At 68.2% G+C, this 25,252-nt stretch carries 30 protein-coding genes; 11 read left to right on the top strand and 19 right to left on the bottom strand.

The window, feature by feature from the left end:
- Positions 1-55: 55 nt before the first annotated feature.
- Positions 56-613, top strand: coding sequence for a GAF domain-containing protein (locus tag DEJ33_RS17735; protein WP_375334678.1), 558 nt, complete (start codon positions 56-58; stop codon positions 611-613).
- Here the strand turns inward: DEJ33_RS17735 and DEJ33_RS00260 are convergent.
- The 6 genes from DEJ33_RS00260 to DEJ33_RS00230 form a co-directional block, all read right to left on the bottom strand.
- Complete coding sequence (locus DEJ33_RS00260; RefSeq protein ID WP_111076940.1) at positions 531-1,226, bottom strand: toll/interleukin-1 receptor domain-containing protein; 696 nt, start codon at positions 1,224-1,226, stop codon at positions 531-533. The genes DEJ33_RS17735 and DEJ33_RS00260 overlap by 83 nt on opposite strands.
- Before the next feature lie 494 nt (positions 1,227-1,720).
- On the bottom strand, positions 1,721-2,083 hold the full coding sequence (locus DEJ33_RS00255; protein WP_111076939.1) for a hypothetical protein: 363 nt from the start codon (positions 2,081-2,083) through the stop codon (positions 1,721-1,723).
- 42 nt (positions 2,084-2,125) lie between these two features.
- Positions 2,126-2,764, bottom strand: coding sequence for a DUF2188 domain-containing protein (locus DEJ33_RS00250; protein WP_220034423.1), 639 nt, complete (start codon positions 2,762-2,764; stop codon positions 2,126-2,128).
- Complete coding sequence (locus tag DEJ33_RS00240; RefSeq protein ID WP_111076938.1) at positions 2,764-2,976, bottom strand: type II toxin-antitoxin system HicA family toxin; 213 nt, start codon at positions 2,974-2,976, stop codon at positions 2,764-2,766. Before DEJ33_RS00240 ends, DEJ33_RS00250 begins: the two co-directional genes overlap by 1 nt.
- Before the next feature lie 89 nt (positions 2,977-3,065).
- Positions 3,066-3,509: a hypothetical protein gene (locus DEJ33_RS00235; RefSeq protein ID WP_111076937.1), complete on the bottom strand. Its 444-nt coding sequence runs from the start codon at positions 3,507-3,509 to the stop codon at positions 3,066-3,068.
- A gap of 512 nt (positions 3,510-4,021) precedes the next feature.
- A complete protein-coding gene (locus DEJ33_RS00230) occupies positions 4,022-4,663 on the bottom strand; it encodes a hypothetical protein (RefSeq protein ID WP_111076936.1) in 642 nt (213 codons plus the stop codon).
- A gap of 98 nt (positions 4,664-4,761) precedes the next feature.
- Between DEJ33_RS00230 and DEJ33_RS00225 the strand changes: the two genes are divergently transcribed.
- From DEJ33_RS00225 to DEJ33_RS00210, 5 genes are all read left to right on the top strand, one after another.
- Positions 4,762-5,214 (top strand): hypothetical protein, encoded by a 453-nt coding sequence (locus DEJ33_RS00225; RefSeq protein WP_146242489.1) that lies wholly within the window; start codon positions 4,762-4,764, stop codon positions 5,212-5,214.
- Positions 5,207-5,752, top strand: a complete 546-nt coding sequence (locus DEJ33_RS16800; RefSeq protein WP_146242488.1) for a hypothetical protein — start codon at positions 5,207-5,209, stop codon at positions 5,750-5,752. Before DEJ33_RS00225 ends, DEJ33_RS16800 begins: the two co-directional genes overlap by 8 nt.
- Before the next feature lie 104 nt (positions 5,753-5,856).
- Positions 5,857-6,261 (top strand): hypothetical protein, encoded by a 405-nt coding sequence (locus DEJ33_RS00220; RefSeq protein ID WP_111076934.1) that lies wholly within the window; start codon positions 5,857-5,859, stop codon positions 6,259-6,261.
- A 160-nt stretch (positions 6,262-6,421) separates the two neighbouring features.
- Complete coding sequence (locus DEJ33_RS00215; protein WP_111076933.1) at positions 6,422-6,784, top strand: hypothetical protein; 363 nt, start codon at positions 6,422-6,424, stop codon at positions 6,782-6,784.
- A gap of 173 nt (positions 6,785-6,957) precedes the next feature.
- A complete protein-coding gene (locus DEJ33_RS00210) occupies positions 6,958-7,233 on the top strand; it encodes a hypothetical protein (RefSeq protein WP_146242487.1) in 276 nt (91 codons plus the stop codon).
- Positions 7,234-8,189: 956 nt separating this feature from the next.
- Here DEJ33_RS00210 and DEJ33_RS17035 read toward each other — a convergent pair.
- The 7 genes from DEJ33_RS17035 to DEJ33_RS00175 all read right to left on the bottom strand — a co-directional run bounded on the left by DEJ33_RS17035 (position 8,190) and on the right by DEJ33_RS00175 (position 15,696).
- The gene (locus DEJ33_RS17035) at positions 8,190-8,336 is read right to left on the bottom strand and encodes a hypothetical protein (protein WP_181436490.1); all 147 of its coding nucleotides are present in this window, start codon (positions 8,334-8,336) and stop codon (positions 8,190-8,192) included.
- A gap of 177 nt (positions 8,337-8,513) precedes the next feature.
- Positions 8,514-9,518, bottom strand: coding sequence for a hypothetical protein (locus DEJ33_RS00200; protein WP_146242486.1), 1,005 nt, complete (start codon positions 9,516-9,518; stop codon positions 8,514-8,516).
- Positions 9,519-9,565: 47 nt separating this feature from the next.
- On the bottom strand, positions 9,566-10,354 hold the full coding sequence (locus DEJ33_RS00195) for a DeoR/GlpR family DNA-binding transcription regulator (protein ID WP_111076929.1): 789 nt from the start codon (positions 10,352-10,354) through the stop codon (positions 9,566-9,568).
- Between the two features lies 1 nt (position 10,355).
- Positions 10,356-11,351 (bottom strand): 4-hydroxythreonine-4-phosphate dehydrogenase PdxA, encoded by a 996-nt coding sequence (gene pdxA / locus DEJ33_RS00190; RefSeq protein ID WP_111076928.1) that lies wholly within the window; start codon positions 11,349-11,351, stop codon positions 10,356-10,358.
- A gap of 9 nt (positions 11,352-11,360) precedes the next feature.
- On the bottom strand, positions 11,361-12,545 hold the full coding sequence (locus DEJ33_RS00185; RefSeq protein ID WP_181432757.1) for a four-carbon acid sugar kinase family protein: 1,185 nt from the start codon (positions 12,543-12,545) through the stop codon (positions 11,361-11,363).
- Entirely contained in the window at positions 12,542-13,552 is a 1,011-nt protein-coding gene (locus DEJ33_RS00180) for a 2-keto-3-deoxygluconate permease (RefSeq protein WP_111076926.1), read from the bottom strand. The genes DEJ33_RS00185 and DEJ33_RS00180 overlap by 4 nt, the downstream gene beginning before the upstream one ends.
- Positions 13,553-13,821: 269 nt before the next feature.
- Positions 13,822-15,696, bottom strand: coding sequence for an adenylyl cyclase (locus tag DEJ33_RS00175; protein WP_146242485.1), 1,875 nt, complete (start codon positions 15,694-15,696; stop codon positions 13,822-13,824).
- A 204-nt stretch (positions 15,697-15,900) separates the two neighbouring features.
- Between DEJ33_RS00175 and DEJ33_RS00170 the strand changes: the two genes are divergently transcribed.
- The 3 genes from DEJ33_RS00170 (at position 15,901) to DEJ33_RS00160 (ending at position 18,632) form a co-directional block, all read left to right on the top strand.
- A complete protein-coding gene (locus tag DEJ33_RS00170) occupies positions 15,901-16,839 on the top strand; it encodes an AraC family transcriptional regulator (protein ID WP_181432758.1) in 939 nt (312 codons plus the stop codon).
- Between the two features lie 367 nt (positions 16,840-17,206).
- The gene (locus tag DEJ33_RS00165) at positions 17,207-17,689 is read left to right on the top strand and encodes a hypothetical protein (protein WP_111076923.1); all 483 of its coding nucleotides are present in this window, start codon (positions 17,207-17,209) and stop codon (positions 17,687-17,689) included.
- A gap of 328 nt (positions 17,690-18,017) precedes the next feature.
- Positions 18,018-18,632, top strand: a complete 615-nt coding sequence (locus tag DEJ33_RS00160) for a lytic transglycosylase domain-containing protein (RefSeq protein ID WP_258374608.1) — start codon at positions 18,018-18,020, stop codon at positions 18,630-18,632.
- 64 nt (positions 18,633-18,696) lie between these two features.
- On the opposite strand, the gene DEJ33_RS00155 is transcribed toward DEJ33_RS00160, so the two are convergent.
- Entirely contained in the window at positions 18,697-19,644 is a 948-nt protein-coding gene (locus DEJ33_RS00155; protein WP_111076922.1) for an alpha/beta hydrolase, read from the bottom strand.
- Positions 19,645-19,783: 139 nt separating this feature from the next.
- Positions 19,784-20,779, bottom strand: coding sequence for a helix-turn-helix domain-containing protein (locus DEJ33_RS00150; protein WP_111076921.1), 996 nt, complete (start codon positions 20,777-20,779; stop codon positions 19,784-19,786).
- Positions 20,780-21,118: 339 nt separating this feature from the next.
- Here DEJ33_RS00150 and DEJ33_RS00145 point away from each other — a divergent pair, with 339 nt between their 5' ends.
- A complete protein-coding gene (locus DEJ33_RS00145; RefSeq protein ID WP_111076920.1) occupies positions 21,119-21,412 on the top strand; it encodes a hypothetical protein in 294 nt (97 codons plus the stop codon).
- Between the two features lie 88 nt (positions 21,413-21,500).
- On the opposite strand, the gene DEJ33_RS17730 is transcribed toward DEJ33_RS00145, so the two are convergent.
- Both DEJ33_RS17730 and DEJ33_RS00135 read right to left on the bottom strand, forming a co-directional pair.
- Positions 21,501-21,788: a MarR family transcriptional regulator gene (locus tag DEJ33_RS17730; RefSeq protein WP_111076919.1), complete on the bottom strand. Its 288-nt coding sequence runs from the start codon at positions 21,786-21,788 to the stop codon at positions 21,501-21,503.
- 41 nt (positions 21,789-21,829) lie between these two features.
- Positions 21,830-22,672 carry an SDR family NAD(P)-dependent oxidoreductase gene (locus tag DEJ33_RS00135; protein WP_111076918.1) on the bottom strand — a complete coding sequence of 281 codons (843 nt, stop codon included), beginning with the start codon at positions 22,670-22,672 and terminating at the stop codon, positions 21,830-21,832.
- Positions 22,673-22,795: 123 nt separating this feature from the next.
- On the opposite strand from DEJ33_RS00135, the gene DEJ33_RS00130 reads away from it, so the two are divergent.
- Complete coding sequence (locus DEJ33_RS00130) at positions 22,796-23,689, top strand: helix-turn-helix domain-containing protein (protein WP_111076917.1); 894 nt, start codon at positions 22,796-22,798, stop codon at positions 23,687-23,689.
- A gap of 68 nt (positions 23,690-23,757) precedes the next feature.
- Here the strand turns inward: DEJ33_RS00130 and DEJ33_RS00125 are convergent, their stop codons facing one another.
- Positions 23,758-24,258: an ATP-binding protein gene (locus tag DEJ33_RS00125; RefSeq protein WP_111076916.1), complete on the bottom strand. Its 501-nt coding sequence runs from the start codon at positions 24,256-24,258 to the stop codon at positions 23,758-23,760.
- A gap of 86 nt (positions 24,259-24,344) precedes the next feature.
- Positions 24,345-25,220: a DUF808 domain-containing protein gene (locus DEJ33_RS00120; RefSeq protein WP_111076915.1), complete on the bottom strand. Its 876-nt coding sequence runs from the start codon at positions 25,218-25,220 to the stop codon at positions 24,345-24,347.
- Positions 25,221-25,252 lie beyond the last annotated feature (32 nt).

Here is a 25,252-nt window from a genome sequence, read left to right as displayed (position 1 = left end):
AGCCGAACGGTTCGACCGCGTTGCTCGGCTGACACGGGACGTCTTCGATGCGCCGATGGCGTTCTTGAACCTTGTCGACGACGACACCGTTCACACCCTCACTCCACAGACATCGACCAGTCGGCGGAAGGTACCCGCGAGCGAGAGTTTCTGCGCCGAGACTGTGCTCCACGACGAGCCCACTCTGGTGCATGACGCTCGCACTGATGATGGGTTTGCGGCACTGCCGGTGGTGCGGACGCTTGGGATTCGCTTCTACGCTGGTGCCCCCGTCAAGGTGCGAGGCATCCGAGTTGGATCGGTCTGCGGGATGGACACCGCCCCGCGGGTCCTGGCGGACAGCGACGTCATCCTGCTGCAAGACCTCGCCACATGGGCAGGCCGGATCCTCACCGACGACCGCAGGGACTCCGTCTCGGAAACCGACGACAGCGCCCTCACTCCTGATCCGATTCAGCTCCCTGGCTACGACCTGCGCGCCGAAATGATCCCGTTCAGTGATGCCAGCGGCGACTTCTACGACTGGACGCTCAGTCTCCGTCGCTCTCATCGGAGTCTTCGCCGCCGGCGAGGACGAGCTTGGCGATGGCATCTGCGATATCTGGCACCGTGAACACGGCCGTGCTGAGAGCTTTGAGCCCAGCGATCGTGGGGAGTGCCCTCTGCACTTCGTCCCTAGTTACCTTATGCCAGACGGGAAGCATGAATCCGCCCCCCTCGGTTCCAAGGTGCCGGCTGAAAAGAGCGTCAAGCTCTGCCTTGGTCCAATCCTTCTTAATGAACGATGGAGAGATGACCACGAGCCCGAAACGGGCACCGGCAATGCCCTCGTCGATGGACTGACGGATAGAACTACCCCATCCGATGTCGAGTTCATCAAGCCACGTTGTGACCCCCCGCTCGGTGAGAAGCGCCTGCAAGGGCCGAACAAACTCCTCCTTGTCTTCGGAGGCATGAGAGATGAACACATCACGGGCCATGTCGCTGCTTCCTCTCGGGACGGAAGCCGCTATCTCGGCCGGGACAACCTGAAACTGCACCTGGCGCTCGTCGACGATCGATGTCAGACCCCGAAGAGCCTGCGTCTGTTCACGCTCCGTCGCCGCAGTGTACTTGCGCTGAGCGGTGAACAACTTGGCCTCCGCCGCGCTGATCTTCTTCTCTAGCGCCGCCCTACCGGCGTCCGCTGCAGTGGCCCTCTTGTCCTCACGGTCGGCTTCGGCCACCTTGGTCCGGATCGTTGCTGCGCTCTTGGATTTGCTAGCCGCTACTCGCGCCTTGCCTGCCTTGGTACGCGCCGCGCTGCTCTCGGACAACTTCTTTGACGCAAGACTCCGAAGACGACTGATTTCGTCCTGGTGACGCTTGACCTCACTCAAACTAGCCACAGACCCCTCCACCAAATCCCGCCGCACAGACACTGTCGATACGGCTCAAACAGACAGTGATTACGACTGCTTCGCCAATTGCTGCGTCGGCTGCAAAAATTTCGAACGCCACAGCCGCAGCATCAAGGGTGTTGCCCTGCCCACGGAGTTCGCCGACGGCCGGGTTCCGCAATACTGCCGCGCGAGCCTCAACTTCCGCCGCCGCACCGTCCTCCAACATCCGACGCGCGCGTCGGGCACCTCGACCTCGACCTTGCTGGGGTCTACATCAAGCCATACCGCTGAAAGACCGCGCCTCGGCAGGGATACTCTTCGCCGTTACTGCGCGCCAACTATGCGGCCTTGGCAAGTGCCTTAGTCACACGATCGTGCACAAAGTTCACGACCTTTTCGTCGATACCCTTCACGTGCCCGACAACTCTCAACGCCTCCCCGAACGCGAGGGATACCTCGAACCCCCCTCCGCCCTTCCAGGAAAAGACGCGGCCGCTCTCGGGGTCCTGGTGCAGCGCGTCCCAGGCCTTTCCAACCTCCTCGTCCTTGCCGGTGCGCTCACCCTTGGTGATCGCAGCGGTGTGGTGGATTTCAGGCTGGTTGGTGATCACGACGCTCTGCGCCTCGATGAGACCAGCTCGCAGACTCGGGAGGTCCTGGAACTGCTGCTCGACGGACTTGTTCAACTCGATGGAAGCCATACGGGCATCTTCGCATCTACCGCCGACACGGCGCGCGATTCATCAGCTCGCGTCGCTCTTGTCCTTCTCAATTTGAAACACGCGCTGCTTGCTGATTCCGAGCACTCTGCCGGTGTCGTCAGCGGTAAGGCCCTTGCTGCGGAGCGTGACCACGATGGACCGCTTCCGCTCACCCACACGGGCTTGTGCAGCCGCCAGCTCGGCTTCTGCCTTCTGCCATTCCGCCTGGGCATCCTCGGCACTCGTGACCGTCACGGACACATCTATGGAGTCGATATCAACGTGCTCCCAGGCGCTGATGATGCCGCGCGCTTCGTCAGAGACCTCGGCGAGATTGCGGGCCTGGCCCGCAGTGTCGAGCTCTGGGATCTCGAACACCCACCAGCGCCCCTCGCGCTCAACAGTGACGTCATACGTGCGCTTGTTTTCGACGGCCGGTGCACCACCGTTCTTGCTAACAAGGGATTGTCCGATGCCGTTTTTAGTGACGACGGATCGCCCCGTGCCGTTCTTACTGACAACGAACTCTCCACCACCACCGCCACCGGCGTTGCGGACGACCCGCCGAGCTCGGTCGATCGCCTCAGCCTGAGTGTCAACGTGCACCACCCGGCTTCCGCCGGCTCGTACGTCCCAGCCGCCGTTCGGGTTGGGGACTACGTTCTTGTTCTTGTTGCTCATCACTTCCATCCCTTCGGGACGTTCGCGCCCGGCTTCTTGCTGAACTTCTGAAGGACACCGGCGGACACTTCCTTGTGACCGAACGGGAACGAGAACTTCACCGACTCGTCGGGCGTGCCCCAAATCTGATGGCTTCCTGGGGCGTCGGATAGGAGCACCCACCCGATACTCCCCAGGTGCTTAATCACGTCCCGTGACTTCTGCGGCTTCATAAGCCTAGTCTAGCCTCGCTTGCCCCGCAAGGCAAGTCCCCCTTGCCTTTTTAGACGTCGAGTCGAGCCGGGAATATGCGGACTCGACTTCAGGGCTGCGCCGCCTCCGCTTTGCTGCGACATGGCCCGAGGGGGACTGATGGTCGCGGCGCGGAGGTGGACATGTCAGCGTCCGGCCTGGCCGAGGGCACCCCTGTTGGCAGGGTTTTGAGGGACCGGCTCTGGCACCAAAGCATGGCGTTTGCGAACGCAACCAGAACCGGCCGTCCCGTCATCGGAAACAGCGCCGGTGCACAACTAACAGTCGTCAGCCGCTGCGGCGTCGCCTCGTCGGTGCCCACAGTGTCGTCGTCCTCGGGGTCGAGTACCGCGGCGATCTGGTGGGCGGTGGCGAGCACTCGGGCGGCGGTGCCGCGGATCAACTCGACGTCGGCCTCGGCCCAGCCGGCGACGTCGCCGACGCTGTACGCGCTGGTGTCGAAACCAACGAGGTCGGCGACGACGTAGGCGACGCTCTCGGCCTCGGTCTCCATGAGCCCGCGGTGCTCGGCCTACTCCGCGAGGTCGGGGGTCCGCCCCTCAACCTCGGGCCTGAGTGCGGCGATGCGAGACGTCGAATGGGCACCTGGATCGGAGCCGCAAGCGACGCGAAGGGCTGGACATCCCAGAGCTCACGGTGGGCGTTTGGATGAAGATTGAGTGGATCGGGGCTCATGGCTCGACGCCGCGTGACGCGTACTACTCTCTTGGCGCGGATGAGCCGATAATGTATGTTATGTCAGATTGCGTGAAGGCGAGCTCTGCACTCTCTTACCTTGACCCCGTACGTGGAGACGTCCGGCACGGCTATGAGCGTGAGGATGAACGATCCCACAAGTTCTCGCACGCGAGGTCGGTCAGCCGTTCTCGGTCAGCGTGATCCACCCAACCCGCGGCTCGGGTCCGCGTACTTACCGGTCGTCCTCAGCCCCGACGAACCTCGAAGCCCAGGCAGCGTTCGTCATGCTCCACGACGAAGGCTTGTGAGGTTTCTTGCTCCGACGAGCTACCGCGAGAGCAAGCTGTACACGTAGACGAGAGACGTGGTTTTCGTCTCGCCACGCAACACCACTAGCTGGTCCCGTTGCCGCAGCGTCTTCACGTCGGTCGCGCCGAGACGCCGGAGAACGCGTTCTCCCTCATCTGTGCTGAGCTTCTGCCCGGGCTGGGGTGCCGGGTAAGACGCCCCGTTGCCGAGGCTGGCGCCGTCGCCGACGTTGTGCAGTTCGAGAACCCCGCTGACGATCTCGGGGCTGCCCAGCAACCCATGAGACGTAGATGCGGAGGACTCCAGGACTTTCGCTGAGGCGCCGTCCCACCGCAGCCCAGCAACTAACTCGAGCGTCTCTACTGGTACGTCGTGGCATTGGTCGGTGACCGAGTTGCAGATGCCGAACATTGTTTCCCGTGCAACGACGTGCTTCACGCCGTAGAAGCCGAGAAGCACCATCGTTGTCGCAAGCGCCGTGACTCCGATCGTCCACATCCGCTTGCGCATGTACGCCTCCCTGCTGCTCCCGTCACCCTGCCACACGGGCCGGTACGACCGCGGCGTCAAGACAGTCTGCGGCTTCTCACCCCACGACGGCCGCCGCGTACGGCGGTTGGTCACCCTCCGCAGGTGGGCGTTCCTTCCGAAGCCGAACATGTTCCGACTGCCGTAGGACGCGGAGACAAGCGAGCATCGCGCATGGTGGGACCATGCGCGATGCTTCGTTCCCGAGGTCCCCCCTCCGGCGGGGTGTCGTGGCCGCGCTCGTGGCACTGCTGCTGGTTGCGGTGGCCTTCGGCGGGTATCGAGTGCTCAACCCGCGCGGGGAACTTGGGACCTGTTTCGTGTTGTCAGATACGTGCCGGAACGTGCCGATGAGCACCATCGAGCGGTACAGCGGCCTGCAGTTCCCACCCGGGACGCGGACAGAGCAGTCGATGGCGAGGATCCCGGGCTTCGTCGGCTTCCGGCCGGCGTTCGTGAGCGCCGTCCTGCAACTCCCGCCGCAAGGCGCCGTGCAGGTGGTCGGGTACGGTCTCGGCTTGGACTGGGACGGGCAGGCCGACGCCTCGCCGTACGAGCAGCAACTCAGAGCTGCAGGCGTCACACGCATCCGTATCGATACGAACGGCGATGGCGTGATCGTGCTCACCGGGCGCCGAGACGGACAAAGGATGCTACTCGTCTACGTCAACTACCATGACTGACGGCGATTGGTTCCCGCTCGCTTCGAGATTCAGCCCTGAAACGATGCGCGAAGAACAAGCAGCCGCGACAAGCATTCGTCTGTTGGTGCAGCTCGCGGGCGTGCTCGCCGTTGTGGCAGCGCTCATCGTCGGATCCGTGTTCGCGGTGCTCTCCTGGGTGACGGCTGCACCGGACCGCGGCATCTGCCGAGTCAGCGAAGACGCCTGCGACGTCTCACCCCTTGCGACGATCGAGCAGTACACGGATGTGCGGTTCCCCGCGGGAACGCATGTAGTCCGTTCGGACGCTGACCCCGGAGGTCAAGGCGGCTTCGGGGTGCAAAGCGTTTCCGCGGTTCTTCGGCTCCCCCAAGGAAGCCGAGTCCCCACGCTCGACAACGCCACGCCCGCAGCTCCCGATGACAAGGCGCGTGCAGCACTCCGCGAAAAAGGAGCAACCAGTATCACCGGCTTGGAGTCCGACGGAACGAACCTCTTCGCCGGAACGGCAGACGACAGAATCCTCATCTACGTCTGGACTGCTTATGGGCAACTCTGACGGCTTCGCTCCACGTCCGATAGCCGATCGGCTTACGACACACCGCTCCCGTCTGACCGCTCCTGGCCCGAACCCACACCCGGTCGGAGACCTAGCATCAGGGGATGGACGACGCGGTGGGGACACGGCTCAGCGGCCGGCAACGCAAGGCCAGAGTGGTCGCGTTCTGGCCGCTCACTGTGCTGGGTGCGCCGATCATGTGCGCGGCCTGGATCTGGCTCACTCTGGCTTCAACGGAGCAGGTGACGGAGTCAGCCAAAGCGCCGCCGGGCGACACCTCGACCGACGGTCTCTTCGTGACGTTCGGCGTAGTACCGCTTGTGCTCGCACACCTGCTCGGACTCGTCATTCTGCGATCGATTGCGCCGCGCGAACGAGACGAGCGAGGCGCGAGCTGGGCAATTGCAGCCGTTGCGGTTCTCGTCACGTCTGGTATCGGCCTTGCTTTGGCACTGCAGTTCAACGGTGGGGTCCTCCTCACCCCCAATGACGGCGGCTACACGCCATAGAGGCCCCTGATACTTACTTTTCCGTCAAGGCGTCAGAGTTAAGCCGGAGTCAGCGTCCCGTAGACGATCGGTGATCGGACGACTGCGCTCATCCCGGCGCCTAGGCTCTGCCCGTGGAGCGAACGGAGACACCGGTCCTGCGCAAGGGCGTGACGTTGGCGTGGTCCTGCCGACCCTCGCGCTTGTCCTCCTGGCCGCACAGATGCTCGCGTGCGTCCTTGTCTACGTCCACACCGCCCCGATTGATGCTGCGTACGACGTCAGCGCTGAGCGTGGCCGGGGCCTCCTCCACGCTCGTCCCGCCGACGTCACAGCAGCCGGATGGAGTCTCGGCCTCACGTGGATCGCCACGGTCCCCGTGGCGCTGGCAGCGACACTGCTAGCAGCATCAGCCATCGACCGGTTCGGCGCGGAGGGGAACCTTCGCGCGTACGCGCAGTCGGTGACGCTGGTCGGGCTCGTTGGGTGCATCGCCGGCGTCGTTCTCGCCGTACTTGGCATCCTCGAGCTCCTGCGGGTCTGATGGCTGGCAGCTCCGGCACGAGCCGCCGTCGTTCGTTCCGAGACGCAGCGTTGCCCCGTTTGACGATCGGCTATTGAGACAGCAGAACCTGGCTGAGGCCAAGGATGTCGGAACAGTCCTCTTGACCGACTTGGTCGGTTGTATCGGTGTCTTCGTTCCTGCGATCCTTCGCTGTGACCACTCAGCACTTCGAGCTCGACAGCGCCGCCTTCCTCTGGGCACTGGCGCTCCGCGCAGAGACCGCGCCGGTGGTCGCAGCAGACCTGCTGTCGACGATCGAGACTCTGATCCCGCTCTTGGCGCGAACAGACCGTGCGGTGACGGATGACGTCAGGGCACAGTCGGACCGGCTCGACCTCTCGGTCCACGGCGGCTACGGGGACCCGAAGCGAGTGACGCAATCGGTCGGCCGGGAAGTACGCAGGATCCTGGCTCGCCTCGAAGCATGACGACTTCGCTAGAACTGCACGTCTGCCCGGGCCACCGAGCTGTCTCGACAGCCGATCGGCTCCCGGGACGCCGTGCTTGGCTGGCGCACGTGGCAGATAAACCTCGTGGCACTGTGCTTGTCGATGCGGCACTGGAGCACGTGCCCGCCCTCATCCGGTCCGCAGTGGCAGGGATACCACGGTCCTCGATTACCGACATTGATGGCAGCACTGCGGTCATCACTCAACGCTCGGGCGTCCTGATCCCCCGTGCCGAGGTCATCACCCTCGGGTTTCGCCGCGCGGAAGACGGTCGGGCGGAGGTTGTGATTTTGGCCGCTCGGCGCGGAGGGCTCGCTGCTCCCGACGCAGTGCCGTCTCAATTTGAGAGGGCTCTCTTGGCGTCGATCCGCACAGCCTCGAAGGAGGCGACGCACTAGGCGTACGGTGACCGATTGGCTAACGAGAAGGGCCAAAGGCATTCCGGTACCCTCGAGCCGAGCGCTCACTTACGCGCTCGACGAGAGGACACCGTGGTTGCTGCGTTCACTGGGGTGGGATTTGAACCAATCCCGACGGCGATCGTCGCCGTACTGGCTGCTGTGATCGTCGTCAGCGCCATCATCAGGAGTCGCCGCCGCTGAGCGGTGCCTCACTGGCCGATCCCCTATCGGAACCCTGCCTCCCCTCCCCCCGCTCGCGTTTCGCAGTAACCGACGGTGACAGGGTCTGGAGCCGATACTCATCCTTATGTCAGGCCTAGAGGTGCTACCTCGATGCCACAAGGGCCCGCGCCCCGCATCGAGGTCGCTTTTCGCCGGTTGCGGTCGATCCTCGGCATGGCGCCTGAAGCAATCACACGACAGCGGTCGGCCGCCCGGCGGTGACCGACCGTTGTACCTATCGGGGTGTCGTGTCGATCTGCTTCGCCATTGTTGCAGGCCGCAGACCGGTACGCGGCTTTGTCCACGCCGACCTCACGCGCCCTTGTCGCCACTCATTCGAGTGGCGATTCCTTGGATGATGAACAGCGCTCCGGGAATGATGAACATCGCGGCGATGAACAACTTCGCATCATCGCCTATCGAAATCATTTCGAGGACGCCGATCAGGACGAATATCACGCCCATCACGATCGCACCGACCGGCCGTCTAGCTTTGAGGTTCGTGTCTCTCCGATGGTCACTCAGATCCGCAAGCCCCGGGGCTACTCAAACTTCTCATGGGAGATCACCGACGACGGCGTCACCCGCCCGCCCTGCGACGAGATCGCAGACAACGCCGTCACGGTCGGCGCGCGGTCAGTCGTCGATCGTCGATCCTCCGTGGACGGTCGCGAATGCGTCGACCGCACGCCGGTATTCGCGGATCTCGGCTCTTGTGACCTGCAGCGGCAGGTTCCGGAGAGCGTGGATGCGCCCGTTCCGTGCCCAGGCTTCGAGTGCCAGTCCGCGGGAGAACAGCCAGCCGAGGCTGCCGCCCTGGAAGTGGCCGTCCATCTCCGTGAGGTCGATTCCGATCTCGAGTCCGTAGGGCTGGAGGAGCGTCAGGACGTCCTGCGCCGGGAGGCCGGGGCCGGCCATCAGGTCGAAGTCACTCGCGCCCGGGGCGAGGAGGGTGAAGTCGTTGTCTCGCTCGAGCTCTGGTCGGCGCGGAGCTTCCCGGTCCTCGAGGTTCGGGACGACGGGTTCGATGCGCGTTCTGCCGACACGAGGCTGGAGGACGGACTCGGAGCCGGCGGACCACTGTCGGGTTGCCAGGTCGGGGAGTAGAGACGTCAGGAGATGCTGGAGGCCGGTGGGTGCGGATGCGGTGGCTCGACCCTCGAGCGCTTGCCGGAGCATGCCCGGGAGGTTGCCTTCCAGTGGGATCCAGTGATCGCCGATCTGGATCCCGGTTTCCTGGTGGTGAACGTCGACGACTCGGCCGCCTGGGGAGGATGGGTACAGGGCCCAGCGGGTGGAGCCGTCTTCGCGGCGGAGCACCTCGAAGACGTAGTGCACGAGGTCCTCGGCCACGGCCGCGATCGGTCTTGCGGGCAATGGAAGACCGAATGCCGTGGCGCGGCTCGGCGGCCGGATCTGATCGTCGTACTGCGCGGAGCCAAGACGTTCGGTGAAGTCGACAGCCCAGCTCCAGACCGTCTGCAGGCTCGACCAACTGGCGTCTGCCCGCGCCACGGGGCCGAAGTCCTGGCTCATCCAATCGGCCAACTCGGTCAACCGCGCCTCGTGGGATGCGATCGTGAACCGCAGCCACTCATCGGCGTCCTGGGGTTCCAGGTCTGCGAAGTCGATGGATCTCATGTCGGCGATCGTCCCCCTCTCCCGATGGCCTTCTTGCCCGAGTTCCGTCAGGAAGTACCCGTCGGCGCCCGGGTCTCGGTTGCCGCAACGCACACCGTCACGAACTCCGACGCCCGGAACGGTGCCAACTGCTCCTCCGTCGCCCCGTCGTCGGTGACGAGCGACCACGGCCGTTCGATCCGCGTCCACCAGTGGGACGACGCGACACCGAGCTTCGTCGAGTCCGCCAGCACGTACAGCTCCCGCGCCCGCTCGACCATCACGCGTTTGAGTGATGCCTGCTCCGGCGTCTCCTCGCAGAGCCCGAACTCCGCGGAGACTCCGTCGGCACTGAGGAACGCCACGTCGGCGGAGACGTCCGCCATGATCCGCTCCGCGAAGGGGCCAACGAACCCCGAGCTGATGTGCCGCAGCCGTCCGCCGACGACGATGAGCTCGACGCCCGTGCTGTGCTCGAGCGCGTTGGTGGTCGTCAGCCCGGTGGTCACGACGGTGATGCCCTCGCGGTACACGAGGTTCCGCGCGAGGGCTCCGACGGTTGTCCCGGCGTCCAGCACCGCGACTGCTCCGGCTGGGACGAACGTGCTCGCGAGCCGTCCGATGGCGGCCTTCTGCTCGATCGCGATCGCCTCGCGCTCCCGCAGGCTCCGCTCCGGGCCGCCGATGGTCTGGGCGCCGCCGTAGGTCCGGACGATGGCGCCGTCCCGCGTCATCGTGTCGAGGTCCCGCCGGATCGTCGACGCGGAGACCGAGAACACCGCTGCGAGCTCGTCGACGGTGACGGGCTTCTCCTGCAGCAGGCGGCTGATCTCGCGCCGACGGTCGCGGGCGTTCACGTCAGCCTTCGCGCTCCGGGGAGAGGTCGGCGGCCTGACGGAGCGCTTCGAGCAGCGGTTCGTGGTCCACGATGTCCTTCCCGGCGATGTCGAACGCCGTTCCGTGGTCGACCGAGGTCCGGACGAACGGCAGGCCGACGGTGACGTTCACACCGTTCTTCAGCCCGAGCACCTTCACCGGGATGTGGCCCTGGTCATGGTACTGGGCGACGACCAGGTCGTAGTCGCCACGGCTGGCGAGCATGAAGAGGGTGTCGGCGGGCAGCGGACCGATGACGTCGAGGCCCTCGGCGCGGGCGCGGTCGACACCGGGCTGGATCTTCTGGGCCTCCTCGTCGTTGCCGAACAGGCCGTTCTCGCCACCGTGCGGGTTGATGGCCGCGACGGCGATGCGCGGACGCTCGTTGCCGGAGCGGACGAGCAGGTCGTTGCCGCGCGTGATGGTCCGGTAGACCCGGTCGCCGTCGATCGCGGCGACGGCGTCGACGAGGCCCAGGTGCGTGGTGACGTGGATGACGCGCATGTTCGGCGCGGTGAGCATCATCGAGACCTCGTCGATCCCCGCGAGTTCGGCGAGCATCTCGGTGTGGCCGGGGTACTGGTGCCCGCCCATGTGCAGGGCCGCCTTGTTGAGCGGACCGGTGCAGATGGCGTCGATCTTGCCGGCCATGGCGAGCTCGACGGCCTTCTCGATGAACAGGAAGGCGCCGTGTCCGGCCTCGGCCGAGAGCTCACCCCAGGCCAGGTCCTCGGGGATGCACGGGATGTCGAGGACGTCGATGGTGGTCGGGTCCTCGGTCACCTCGGACGGGTCGCTGATGCGGTTGAGGGTCAGCGTGCTCGAGACGACGTCCATGGCGAGCTGCAGGCGGCGCAGGTCGCCGATGACGAACATCGTCGCCAGCGACCGGGTCGCCTGGTCAGCCATCGCCTTGGCGATGATCTCGGGTCCGACGCCGGCGGCGTCACCCATCGTGATCGCGATGATCGGCTTCATTGTTCTTCCTTACTGCTCTGTGTTCTGCTGTCGGAGGGCCCGGACGGTGCGGGCGAGGGTGCCGGCGTCGCCGAACGCCCCCGCCTTCGTCACGAGGACCGGCCGGTGGTCGGGGTGGCTGCTGAGGACGACGCCGGGTTCGACGGTGCCGTGCACGCGGACGGTGTCGATGCCGAGCGCGTCCAGGACGGCTCGGGCGGTCTCCCCGCCGGTCAGGACGAGGGCCCCGAAGCGGTCGGCGCTCCGGGTGACGGTCGCCGCGAGGGCCGCGGCGACGTCGAGGGCGTTGTCCTTGTCGACCGGCACGCCCAGGTCGGGGGTGAGGACGACGTCCGAGACGGAACGGGCGATCTGGTCCGTCGCCGCCTGCTCACCGTCGTCGCGGTGCCGCAACTCGACGTGCTCGGCACCGCGCCGGACGAGTTCGTCGATCTGCGATCGAGCGGGTCCGGAGTAGCTCCCGACGACGACGAGGACGCGGTCGACCGGCGCCAGCGGTGCCGTCGGTGTCGCCCCACTGTCTGCGAGCGACAGCATGTGCGCGGCGAGTCCGCCGGAGCCGGTCACGAGGACGGGGCCGGTGACCAGCCGGGAGGCCCGGGCGATCGTCTCGAGGTCGGCGTCGGTGACCGCGTCGAGGACGACCGCGTCGACGCCGTCGGCGTGCAGGCGGTCCAGCTGGGCCGCGATGTCCGCAGGGCTGTCCGTCGGAGCGGGGCTGAGCCTCCCGGCCTGGAGGCCCGCTGCGGTGAGCGATGCGGCCACGTCACCGGCGTGGTCGCCGTCGATGTTGGGCGCGCCACCGACGTGGACGACGCCTCCGACGGTGGTGCGGCCGGTGCCGGGGAAGGCCGGTGCGACGACCGCCAGGGCGCGCTCCGGTCCGGAGACGGCATCGAGTGCTGCCGCGACCTCGGCGCCGACGTTGCCGCGGAGCAGGGAGTCGATCTTCTTGAAGACCGGCCGACCGAGGTCCACCGAGCGGCGGACGACGGAGCCGACGAGCGAGGCGGCCTCCTGGCCGGACAGGTACCGGCTCTCGGTGTCGACCGCGAGCACGTCAGCGGCAGGCCAGGGGACCTCCGGGCCGAGGACGACCGCGCTGGTGCGGATCGCGCCGTACCCGGCCGCGGCGTCAGCGGCACCGGTCAGGTCGTCGGCGACGATCGTCAGGGTGGCTGCGGCGTCGCTCACGAGGCGGCCCGATCGACGGCGACGGCCGCGACGCCGGACGTGTCCCCACCGGTCTTCTTCGCGGCGAGGCGACGGGCGTACCAGGCGACGATGAGCGGGGTGCCGATCGACGTCACCACGATGGCGGCGGAGACGAGGACGGTCGCGGGACCCGCGGCCTCCTTGTACGCCGGGTTCGCGGCGGCCACGAGCATCGGTACCGCCGCCGCGTTGCCGGCGGTCGACGACGCGGCGAGTCCGCCGAGGCCGGTGCCGCCGGTGAAGCGGTCGGCGAGGAACAGCACAGCACCGCTGAGGAACAGCACGACCAGGCCGAGCAGGACGCCGACGAGGCCGGCGCTGAGGACGGTCTGCAGGCTGATGCCGAAGCCGAGCGCCAGGCCGAAGAAGAAGATGAGCACCGGCGACGCCGACGACAGGAACTTGCGCATCGCCGGGTCGAGCGAGCCGAGGACCATGCCGAGCACCAGGGGGATCAACGCGCCGACGAGTGCCTGCCACGGGAACGCGGAGAGGCCGGCGACGCCGAGGATGAGCATGGTGAGGAACGGGCCGGACTCGATCGTCATGATCGAGTACGCCGCGACGTCCTTGGGCTTGCCGTACTGGCCCATCAGCGCCATGTACAGGCCGCCGTTCGTGTCGCTGAACGCGGCGACGAGGGCCAGGACGGACAGGCCGGCGAGGAAACCGCCCTGGATGGGGAGCTCGGACATGAACTGCCCGGCGACCACGCCGATGACGACGGCGAGCAGCACCTTCGAGCCGAAGAGCGCCCCGCCCTTCTTGAGGATGTAGGGCGTCGCGCGGAGGTCGATGCTCGCGCCCATGCAGACGTAGAAGACGGCCAGGATCGGCGTGCTCCCGGTGAGGAGGCCTCCCGTGAAGGAGCCGAAGAAGTCCGCGGTTCCCGGGGCGACCGTCGCGAGGACGGCACCCACGAGGAGCGGGACGAGCATCATGCCGCCGGGGACCTTCTCGATGGCGGCCTTGATCGGAACGGACATACGCAACTCCATCGTTTCGTTCCGGGTCGTTCCGGCCCGGTACGACAAGAGTTGCACACAACGCGCAGATGCGTGCGCATTGTGTGCAAAAAGCGAGGACGGAGTCGCTCGTTCTGCGCGACGCAGCCGAGCTCCTGCTCAGCGGGATGGCTCCGGGTTCTGCACGGCCGGACGGGCGGTTGCCGCGAGACGGAGACGAGCCGAGCCTCCCGCCCGTCATCGTGACGGACGGGAGGCTCGGCTCACACGGTCGGGTCAGCGCGCGTCCGCTACTGCACCACCTTGTTCGAGTACCGCGTCACGGTCTGCGGCTGCCCGGACACCGCGCCCGTCGCCGCCGATCCCTGCCCGTTGACGACGTGGTCGATGGTCCCCGCATTCGTGTTGAGCGCGACGGTGGTCATGTCGTGCATGACCACGCCCGGACGGTCCGGGACCTCGAACGACTGCGTCGCGTGGAGCGTCGGGTTCACGTTGGTGAAGATGTAGCTGCCGAGACCCCAGGCTTCGTGCGTCTTGACCTTGTCCGAGACCTTGTACGCCGCCCAGCCGTTGACCTTTTGGTGCCGCCACGATGCCTGGTCCGGTGCGTCGTAGGGCAGCTCGTTCTGGAAGAACACGGTCCGCCCGCGCTCGCCGTTCCAGATCACGTTGTACTTCTGGTAGTGCTCGACGAACAGGCCGGTGGCGGTGACGTCGTCACCGTTCACGACGACTCCGGTGTCGGCCGTGTTGACGGTCCAGCCGACGGATCCGGCGACGCCGTGGTCGGCGCGCCAGGCCCAGATGTCGTCGAGGATCGTGTGGCTGCTGTTGACCTCGAGGCTCGTCGTGGCCTTGCCGACGTGCGGACCGCCGATGCGGAAGAACACGTCCTGCAGGGCGGTCGGATCGGCGGCGCTGCCGGCGGTGGCCGGGTTCCGGTCGACCTTGTGGTGGCCGCTGCCGATCTTCAGCAGCGTCGGCGAGTTGACGGTGCCGGCGTCGAAGGTCAGGCCGGCGATGTCGACACCGGGCACGTCGCCGACGACCATCGGGACGGCGCCGTTCTGAGCGGTGAGCGTGGCCAGGCCGAGCCCCAGCACGACGATGTCGGCGCGCTTCACGGCGATGCTCTTCGCGACGTCGTAGACGCCCGGCGTGACGAGCAGGTTCTTGCCCTTCGCGAGGGCGGCGTTGATCGTCGTCACCGAGTCCGTGGGGTGCGCGACGAAGAAGTCACTGAGGGGCAGCGACCGGCCGGGCGTGTGCCCGTCCGCCCAGCTCGGTCCGACGGAGTTCGTCGCGGCGCTCGGCACGAACACGCGGTACGCCCCGTGGTCGTCGACGTAGAGGTACGGCTTCTCGCGGGAGACCGGCGTCGCTGTCAGCGTCGTGTACGGCGGCACCGGGAAGGACTGGGCCGGGGCGTTCAGGTCGCCGGAGAACACCTGGTTCCAGACGCCGTTCGACCATCCGGCACCGAGGTCGGTGTTGCGGACGTAGAACTGCTGCTGCGACCCGTTCAGCGCGCCGCCCTCGAGCTTCGAGTCGGCGACGAAGCCGCCACTGGCGTAGTTCGGGTCCTCGCAGTACGGCATGAAGGACGTGTAGTCCTTCACGTCCACACGACGCATCGGCGCAGCCTGCGAGACGGCCCACATCTCGTTGCCGGTGTGGCAGGCGTCGGCCGTCGGGACCACGTGGATCGTCAGGTTCGACACCGACCGCCAGAAGGTGTCGAGGGAACCGCTGCCGTTGCGTCCGGTGGCCGTGACACCGCCGTTGATGGTCACGCCGCTCGGGTCCTGGCCGAGGCCGTCGACCTCCGTGTAGTACCCGACCCGGATGTCGAGCGGGTTCGTCGCCGAACCGTAGGTGCCCGGCTTGAACAGCAGCGCGTACCGAGCCGTGCCCATCTCGTTGTCGACCTGCTGCTCGTAGACGGCGTCGACCTTCGCCTGGATGTCGGCCTGCGGCATGTCCGGAGAGAAGACGAGCACGTTCTGGCCGAGGTCGGTCGTGGGCGGGACCGGTGGTGCCGCGACCGCGGTCTGGGTCGTGGCGAGGACGCCGAGTGCGGCCGCGCTCACCGCGACGGTCGCGCCGATGACGCGCCTGCGGGTTCGTGCCCGTCCGAGGGGCGATGGGGAGAGGGGGATCACCGTGACCTGCTTCCTTGCAGACGTGCGGTCCGCGTCGGGCCGGGTGACGTCGCTGTCACCGGGCGGACGACGACGGCCGCGCTGGTTGGGGTGGCGGCAGCGTAGCGCCGGCCAGGCGGTTCGCAGGGGACGGATCCGTCGGGACTCGTTGCGCGGATGATCCGTGCCCGCCATCCGGCGGGGACGTGTGGTAGACCCCTCCCCATGAGCAGTCCTTCGTTCCTCGACGCGGAGACGACGAATGCCGACGAACTCACCGCAGCGATCAGCACGGGGTTCGGGTACCGCATCGCGCCCACCACGCGGGCACTGTCGCACCGGCAGCACGTGATCGTCGGCGACCCGGTCACCGTCGCCGACGTCGAGTGGGACACGGAGGTGCGCGTCGCCGTCGACTCCACCGACGAGGTCATGTTCGTCCAGGTGCACTCCGGTGCCTACGCGTTCAACCCGTGGGGAGCCGAGCACGTGATCGGCGAAGGGGAGGCGTTCGTGATGCCCCCGGACCAGGAGCTCGATTTCGTCATCGACCACGCCTACGCATCGACCTGCTCGTTCTCCGCCCAGGTGCTCCGCCGGGTCGCCGGCGAGATCTGGGACGACGAGGACGTGTGCCTGGCGGAAGGTGCCGTGCGTCCGGTCGACGCTGCCCGGCACTGGCTGTGGCGGCGGACCGTGCAGGAGTACCGGCAGCAGGTGCTCGAGACCCCGGAGGTCTACGGCAACGAGCTGCTGCGCGCGCAGGCGACGCGGTTCGTGGTCGTGAGCGCCATCTCCGCCTTCGGACTCGTCACCGAACCCCGGGGCGGTGCGGAGGAGAGTGCCGCCGTCCGCCGTGCGACCGCCTGGGTCGACGAACACCGCCGCGAGCCGATCACGGTGCAGGACATCGCCGCTGCCGCGCGCCTGTCGACCCGTGGGCTGTCCCTGGCCTTCCGCCGGGAGCGCGGGCAGACGCCGATGGAGTACGTCCGGCTGGCGCGGGTCGACGGTGCCCGGGCGGACCTGATCGCCGGCGACCCGACGCGGGGCGACACCGTCACGAGCATCTCGGCCGACTGGGGTTTCAGCAACGCCGGACGGTTCACGGCGCTCTACCGACAGACCTACGGAGAGACGCCGCGCCGGACGCTGATGCGCTGAGCGTGCTGCCACCGCCGCCTCCGCCCGGAGGGTGCAGAGGGCGGAGGTTGGTGAGGCCCCCGCCCTCTCTTCCCAGGACCCTGATCCGGCCCCGGGGCACCCCCATTGTGCCAGGAGCACGCCGTCGACGCAGGCCGTTCGTTCTGCGGCGACACTGATTCCGAGCAGTGTGCCGATGGCGTCTGAGTGCTACCGTCAGCGTCACGCCCCGGTCCCTGGCCGGGCGTCCGCGGGACGGGGTGGCTCCTGATCCGTCACCCCGTCCCGCCCCACTTCCGCGCCGCGGTGCCGCCCGCTACCGTTCTCGACGGGGGACGTCGCGCAGGCGTGGACGGGTCTCCCGCCGCCGCAGACGAGGGGACGCACCATGCGCTGGACCACCGCGATCGCCGCCATCGCACCCCTCGTCGCCGTGCTGGTGCTCGGCGGCTGCACGCAGGAGCCGTTCGACCCCGCGGCGGTCGGACGCTGGAGTGCCTCGAGCAAGGCTGCCGTGCAGGGCGACGACGACGTGCTCGTCGTGCTCAGCGCCGAGATCAGCGCGGGGCAGACCGAGGAGCACGCGCACGGTTCCGTCGCGTCGACGTTCGCGGGGCCGGTGGAGATCGACGCGCTGGAGCTCTCGTGCTTCGGTGACGGCACGATGTCAACCGAGGTCGAGCTCGAGTCCCACGGCTCCACGGTGACGTACGGCGCGGAGCCGATGCAGTGCGGCGGACGGCCGCAGCGCCTCCGGGTCCCGGCGAAGTGGCGGCACGACGTCGACCGCGTCGGGTTCGGTGGCGGTGACAGCACGGCGGACAGCGCCTGGCAGCTGACCGTCCGCGGGTCCGGCGGCCAGGCGGACTGACACACCGCCGCGCCGGAACCGCCCTGCTGCCACGACGACACGGCGAGGGGCTACGCTCGCCGGCATGGGCCGACACGCCGCAGTGCCATCGACCGAGCCGGCGATCGTGGCCGCGCCGGCGCCCCTCGAGCGTCCGGTCGCAGGACCACGGTCGGTCTCGGTGTCGACCGCGCGCGCCCGTCGAGGCCCCGGCCCGTTGCCCCGTCCACCGCTGCCGTCCCGGTCATCGACACCCTCGTCGGCAGCACCGGATCACGGCACGCCCCGTCGCCCCGCCGCCCACCCCGCCGCCGCGCATCGTTCGGCGGCCCGTCGCGTCGCCGCGGCCGTGGCGTTCGCGACGCCTGTCGCCCTCCTCGCGACGCAGCTGACCCTCCCGGCCTTCGCCGACCCCGCGACGGCGGTCGTCCCGGCAGCGGCGACGGCCCCCGCCGCCCAGACGTTCTCCACGCAGGGCGCGGTCGAGCTCGCCGTGGACCGCGACGGCTTCACGGTGCAGGCGCCGAAGCCGAAGCCGAAGCCGGAACCGCAGACTCCGGCTGCCCCGACCACTGCCCCGGCGGTGCAGTCCGTGGCCGCCAGCGCGGTCGCCCCGAAGCCCGCCGCCGCACCGGCCCCCGTCCGCGTCGTCCCGACACCGACCCCCGGTAGCGCCCAGGCGATCGCCGCCGACATGGTCGCGGCTCGCGGCTGGAGCAGCGACGACTTCGGCTGTCTCGTGTCGCTCTGGGACCGCGAGTCCGGCTGGCGCACCACGGCCGCCAACCCGAACGGCGCGTACGGCATCCCGCAGGCGTACCCGGGGTCGAAGATGGCGTCAGCCGGAGCCGACTGGCAGACGAACCCCGCGACGCAGATCACGTGGGGGCTCGACTACATCGCCGGTCGGTACGGCACCCCGTGTGGTGCGTGGGCGCACAGCGAGGCCGTCGGCTCGTACTGAGTCGTCGGTGCCTGCCGGTCGCTCGTGGTGTGCACCCGTCACCGGATGGACAGCCGGTCTCGGATCAGGACACGGCGAGTGCCCGGCGGAGCTCCTGGCAGAGTTCGCCGAGCGCCTGCGGCACAGCACGACTGATGCGCGGGAAGGCCATGAAGCCGTGCGGCATGCCGAAGTACGTCGTGGTCCGGACGGCGACCCCCGCGTCCTGCAGGGATGCGGCGAACCGGAGCCCGTCGTCCCGGAGCGGGTCGTGCTCGGCGACCTGCACCAGGGCGGGCGGCAGCCCGGCCAGTTCCGCGAACAGCGGTGACGCGTACGGCTCGCGCGGGTCCGCGCCGCCGAGGTAGTGGCGGCGGAACGCGAGCATGTCGGCCTTGGTCAGGATCGGGGCGGTGGCGTTCTCGTCGATCGACGGGCTCGCCATCGTCAGGTCGGTCGCCGGGTAGAGGAGTGCCTGGAACGCGATCGCCGGGCCGGAACGGTCGCGTGCCATCAGGGCGACGACGGCGGCCAGGTTCCCGCCGGCGCTGTCGCCGACGACCGCGACCCGGGTCGTGTCGGCACCGAGTTCCGATGCGCGACCGACGAGGTCCACCGTGGCGGCGTACGAGTCCTCGGCGGCCGCGGGCCAGCGGTGACCCGGCGCGAGGCGGTAGTCCAGGGACGCGACGACCACCCGGGCGTCCCGCGCGATGTTCGACGCCAGCCAGTCGTAGGTGTCGAGGGTGCCCGAGGTCCAGCCGCCGCCGTGCACGAGGACCACGAGCGGTGGGGTCCCGGTGAACGTCGTCGGACGGTACACGCGCACCCCGATCGGTCCGTCCTGCCCCGCGGCGGTCGTGTCGCGGACGCTGACCCCGGGAGCGAGTCCGCCGAGCAGCAGGTCCGTGACGGCGTTGTGGCCGACCACCCGCTGCTGGTCGGCGGTGATCTGGGCCTCGGAGCGGCGGGTCACGGACGCCAGCCCGATCAGCCGTCCCAGGACCTTGGTCCGTCGATCGAGTTCCGTCACGGTTCCTCCTCCGTCGCCGTCCTGGCACAGCCGCCGTCCTGGTGGCTCTCAGCAGTCTCCGCTCCGGACGGGTGCGGACGGTCAGGGAGCGGCAAGCGGAAACCGGGCGACGGCGGAGGATCATGGATCCGGAGGCGGGTCAGTTCCGTAGGGTCGTTCGCGGGTACTCACCGAACGCGGCTTGGTAGGCGCCGGAGAACCGGCCCAGGTGTGCGAAGCCCCACCTTCGGGCGATGTCTCGCACGGAAGCAGTCGCTGCGTCCAGCTGCCGGAGTTCTCGGTGGGCTCCGTGGAGACGAACGGTCTGCAAGTACCGCATGGGTGTTTGACCGAGGTGCCGTTGGAAAGCCTCCTGCGTCGCTCGGACGCTCAGACCAGCAGCCTCGGCAACGTCGGAGACGCTCATCGGGTCGGCGGCGTGCTCGTGGATGTACTCGACCGCTGCGCGGATCCGGTCTCGTCTCGGCAAGAGCACCGCACGAGGCAGCGCGCGCACCCGCGGTGGGTACATCCGCAGGAACGCGGCAGCGGTGCCTCGGGTGAGGGTGTGCCACAGCAGCGTTTCGATGCCGCCGACCTTCAGCTCGCGGGAGAGCAACCCGAGGCTCTCGCGCCACTGCGTGACCGCGGCGGGGTCGAGGGTGCGGAGGTGGTCGAGGCCGAGGTCGGGGACCTCGCCGGTGTGGAACAGTTCGTCGGCGACCTCGTGCACGAGTCGGCGGGACATGTGCACGACGCGTTGGTCGTAGTCCCGGTACTCGAACACGAACTCTCGCGCGCTCGGGAACAGCATCGGGACGTCCCCCGTCATCGGCACCCGGTCGTGCACGATGTCCGGCACACCGGTACCGGAGGTGAGCCACTGGACGATGTACTCGTCCGAGGGCGCCATGACGCCGCGGATGAAACCGTTGATCCGGGACCTGCGAAGGGTCACGTCGGCGTCGCCGACCGCGGTGTGGCGGTAGGTGAAGGGACGTGCGGTGGCCCGGGCGGCCCAGTGCCGGCCGGCGTAGAACCCGCTGAGGTTGAGAACGGCAGCCTCGGGGCTGCTCCCGGCCGCTTCGATCCGGACGTCACTGCGGCCGTCCTCGGTGCGTTCGACGTCCGACGGGTCTTCGTTGGTCGTCGTCATCCGCATCTCCGCGTTTCCCAGCGGCGCCCGCCCTTGCACCAGGTCAGCGCACTCCGACTTCGTTAGAGAGTCTAGCGACCCGACGCGTTGCCGCTGAGGACTTCCTCCTCGGCTCTCGTTCGCCCGTTCATCCCTTTCACGCGGGCCTCCTCGGGGAAATCACGAGTGAGTCGTAGCGTGCAAGGAGCACGAGACCTCGTTGATCGCGTGCACCGTTCTGCACACGATTCGCCCCCTTTGAGCTGGTCGCGGGTGCCCCGCCCACATGACCAGCCGCACCGTCACCAGGTGCGCCTTCCTCGGCGTCAGCCGGCAGGAGCAGGTCGGAACCGGATCATCATGATGTACCTCGTCTACGGACTGTCCTCGATCCTCACCAGCAGCGCGGCCGCAGCCGCCGTGTTGCAGTACACAGCAGCTCTGAGTCAGAGCTCGCTCGCGGACGTCGTGACGATGCCGGCGGTCGATCTGAGCGGCGCGAACACGTCCGTCAGCCTGGTGCTCGGCCCGGGAATCCCCGTGCTCACAGAGGACGCTTCCGACGACGTCCTCGAGCCAGCGCATCAGGAGTTCGTCGACGACATCACCGACCGCACCCGTGCGGTCCTCATCAGCGCGCGTCCCCGCGCCTGACGGAGGCGGCTCGTCCGCCTCTTCGTCGTAGCGGAGCCCTTCGGCGAAGCGCGCCGCGGACGTCTGGAGATGTGGCCGTACGCCCGGGTCAGGTCGCGGTCGCGGTCGCGGTGGGGACCAAAGCGACACTGCGTCGCTCGCGGGGGTTCGGTCGGCGTTCCACCCGTGCAGCGCTGCTGAGACGGTCGACGAGCTTGGTCACACCGGCGGATGTGAGGTGCAGTTTCGCCGCGAGTTCGGTGGGACTCAGAAACCGGTCTCCGCGGCTCGCCTCGACCAGGTGCAGCAGTGCGACCGCATCGGTCGGCCGGATGGCACATGACGTGCGGAACCCGAGTTGGTGGCCGGGATGAAGGCCGTTCCTCGTTCTGAGCAACGGCCTTCAGTCGTACCCGAGCTGCCTGCGGCGGTCGTGGATCAGGCGTCGTGGGCGAGCGAGGAGGACAGCTGCTCGTGTGCCGCGACCTGCTCGAGGAGCAGGTTCGCCTTGTCGAGGGCGGTCTGCACGGCATCGGCACCCGCGACCCAGCGCAGTGGGGGTTCACCGGAATCGGTCAAGGAGACCAGGGCGGCCGCGAGCTTGGCGGGGTCCCCGCCTTGCTTTCCGTTCATGCCCTTCCACGCCTCGATCGTCGTCGCGGTGCGCTCGGCGTAGTCCTCGATCGACAGCTCGGGCCAGATCGTCGACGTGCCTTCGACGAGCAGTTCGGTGCGGAAGAAGCCGGGCTCGACGACCATCGTCGTGATGCCGTACGGAGCGAGGTCGTAGCGGATCGACTCCATCCATCCCTCGAGCGCGAACTTCGACGCGCAGTACGCCGCGACGAACTCCTGGCCGACGATGCCCGCGGTCGAGCTGATCGTGATGACCTGACCGCTGCGCTGGTGACGCATGACGGGCAGGACCGCGCGGGTGACGGTGAGCGGGCCGAAGAAGTTCGTCTCCATCTGCTGCCGCATCTGCGCCGGGCTGATCTCCTCGAAGAACCCGGCGTAGAACAGGCCGGCGTTGTTGACGAGCACGTCGATGCGACCGAAGTGGGCGACGGCAGCGTCGGTGGCTGCTCGGGCGGCGTGCTCGTCGGTGATGTCGAGCGACACCGCCAGCAGGTTCTCCTGGTCACCGAACACGTCGGTGACCTTCGCAGCGTCACGCGCGGTCGCGACGACGCGGTGGCCGGCGGCGAGGGCGGCCCTGGTCAGGTCGATGCCCATCCCGCGTGCTGCGCCGGTGATGAACCAAACCGTGGAGTCGGTCATGGGAGTGCCTTCCTGTCGGGAACGCTGCAAGTCAACGTCGCCGCCTCGGACGGAGCCAGACTCCGCCGACACGGTCACTGACAGGGACCCTCTCGGGGTACCGGCGTGACGTACCGTCGAGGGGTGGACACCCAGGCGGAGATCCGCGACTTCCTGACATCGCGGCGGGCACGGCTCACCCCGGAGCAGATCGGCCTGCCCGACTTCGGTGGACGCCGCCGAGTCGCGGGACTCCGACGGGAGGAGGTGGCTCTCGTCGCCGGGATCAGCGTCGAGTACTACACCCGCCTCGAACGGGGCAACGCGACCGGCGTCTCCGACAGTGTCCTCGACGGCGTCACCCGCGCCCTGCTCCTCGACGATGTCGAAGCCACGCACCTGGTCGACCTCGTCCGTGCTGCCAACGCACCCACGAGCCTCCGGACGCGGCGCTCCGCACAACGACCACAGCACGTCAGTGCGAGCGTGCAGCAGATCGTGGACGGCATGACGGACATGCCGGTGATCGTGCAGAACACCACGCTCGACGTGGTCGCGTCGAACCGGCTCGGTCGTGCGTTCTACAGCGACCTCTTCGGTACTCCGGGCCGGTCGGTGGACTTCGGCCGGTACATCTTCCTCGACCCCCGGTCGCACGACTTCTACCGCGACTGGGACAGCGTTGCCGTACAGAGTGTCGCGGTGCTCCGGACCGAGGCGGCCCGCACTCCCGGCGACCGCGCACTCACCACGCTCGTCGGGGAGCTGTCGGTGGCGAGCGAGGCGTTCCGCACCCTCTGGGCCAGCCACACGGTGCGGGAACACCGTTCCGGCCAGAAGCTGGTGCACCACCCCATCGTCGGTGACCTCGACCTGACGTTCGAGTCGCTCGACATCGGCTCCCGTCGCGGACTCGCGCTGGTCACCTACCTCGCATCACCCGGATCAGCCTCACACGACAGCCTGCAACTGCTCGCGCACTGGGCTGTCACCAACGACACGGGACCGGTCCGCCAGCCCCGCACGACGGAGCGCTGACCCCGGGGCGATCGTCACCGTCCATCGTGACGGACTCCGCCGGCCCCGGCCGTCGCCTGCCGACCTGCTCACGGTGAGCCCGGTCCGTCGGCGGCGACGTGGTGCTCGCGCTGCAGTGGCGCGGGGAGGCGCATCACGAGTCGCCACCGGTTCCCCTCCGAGTCGCGCTCGTAGGAGAAGTCGTCCATCAGCAGTTCGATCATCGCGATGCCGCGCCCGGACTCCGCCATCTCCTCGGGGTCCGGCATCGCGGTGCGGAACGGCACGTGCACCTCGGCGCCGCTGTCGCTGAGCAGCGCCTCCAGCGCCGTCGATGTCCGACGGAGTGTCAGCTCGCACAGCAGCCGCTCGCTGCCCTCGGTGTGCTCGATGACGTTCCCGGCGAGTTCGAGCAGTGCGGTCTCGAACCGGGCTCGCTCCCCACTGCCGAGGTCGGCGTTCAGTTGCCAGAGGTCGTCGACCGACTCGTGCACCTCGTCGACGTCGTTCGGCGGGATCACGAGCAGCACGGTGCGCTCCCACGCCGGCCCGTGGATCTCCGACACGTCGGCCGTCTCGTCACTCACCATGGGCACATACTCACACCTCTGCGGGCCGACGCGGGCCTCATCCGCTCCGACAGCGTCGACCGACCGCAGGTCGCGGGCCGAGGCCGTCAGTGCGCTCGGCCCCGCAGTCGCCCGATCCCCAGCACGATCCCGACGACGACCATGCCGAGGACGAGTCCCGCGACGGCCGAGATCGCCGTGTCGACGACCCACGTGACGACGGGCCCGCCGCCCTCGACGGCGTGCTCGACGTGGTGCAGCAGCTCGTACGGCCCAGCCCAGAACGTCTCCGCCAGGTTCTGGATGACCAGGTGGCCACCGACCCAGAGCATCGCGACGGTGCCGACGATGCTGATCACCCGGAACACGGCCGGCATCGCGCGGACGATCCGGGCGCCGGCGCGACGGGTGCGTCGGACCGGGTTCTTCATCATCTGCAGGCCGATGTCGTCGATCTTCACCAGCAGTGCGACGGCGCCGTAGACCAGCAGGGTCATGCCGAGGCCGATCACCGCGAGCGCACCGAGGGTCTGCCAGAAGCCCAGGTCGGTGTCCAGGCTGGCGAGCCCGATGAGCATGATCTCGGTGCTGAGGATGAGGTCGGTGCGGATCGCCCCGAACACGAGCTTCGGCTCGCTCGCGGCCTCGTCCGAGGCGGCCTCGTGGTGCACGCCGAACCACTCGGTGACCTTCTCGGCACCCTCGAAGCACAGGTAGGTGCCGCCGATGACGAGCAGCCACGGCAGGACCCAGGGCGCGAAGGCCGACAGCAGCAGCGCCAGCGGGATGATGATGACGAACTTGTTGAACAGGCTGCCGAGGGCGATCCGACCGACCACGGGGAGCTCCCGCGCGGGCGCCAGGCCCTGCACGTACTGCGGGGTGACGGCGGCGTCGTCGATGACGACGCCCGCGGTCTTCGCGCTGGCCTTGAGCGCCGCGCTGAGGATGTCGTCCACGACGGCGAGCAGTCCGACTGACATGTGGTGGTCTCCTCGACGGTCCGGGCAAGCTG

The organism is Curtobacterium sp. MCPF17_047 (genome assembly GCF_003234045.1).
In the GTDB taxonomy this organism is placed as follows: Bacteria; Actinomycetota; Actinomycetes; order Actinomycetales; family Microbacteriaceae; genus Curtobacterium.
This window is presented reverse-complemented; position numbering and strand designations above follow the sequence as displayed.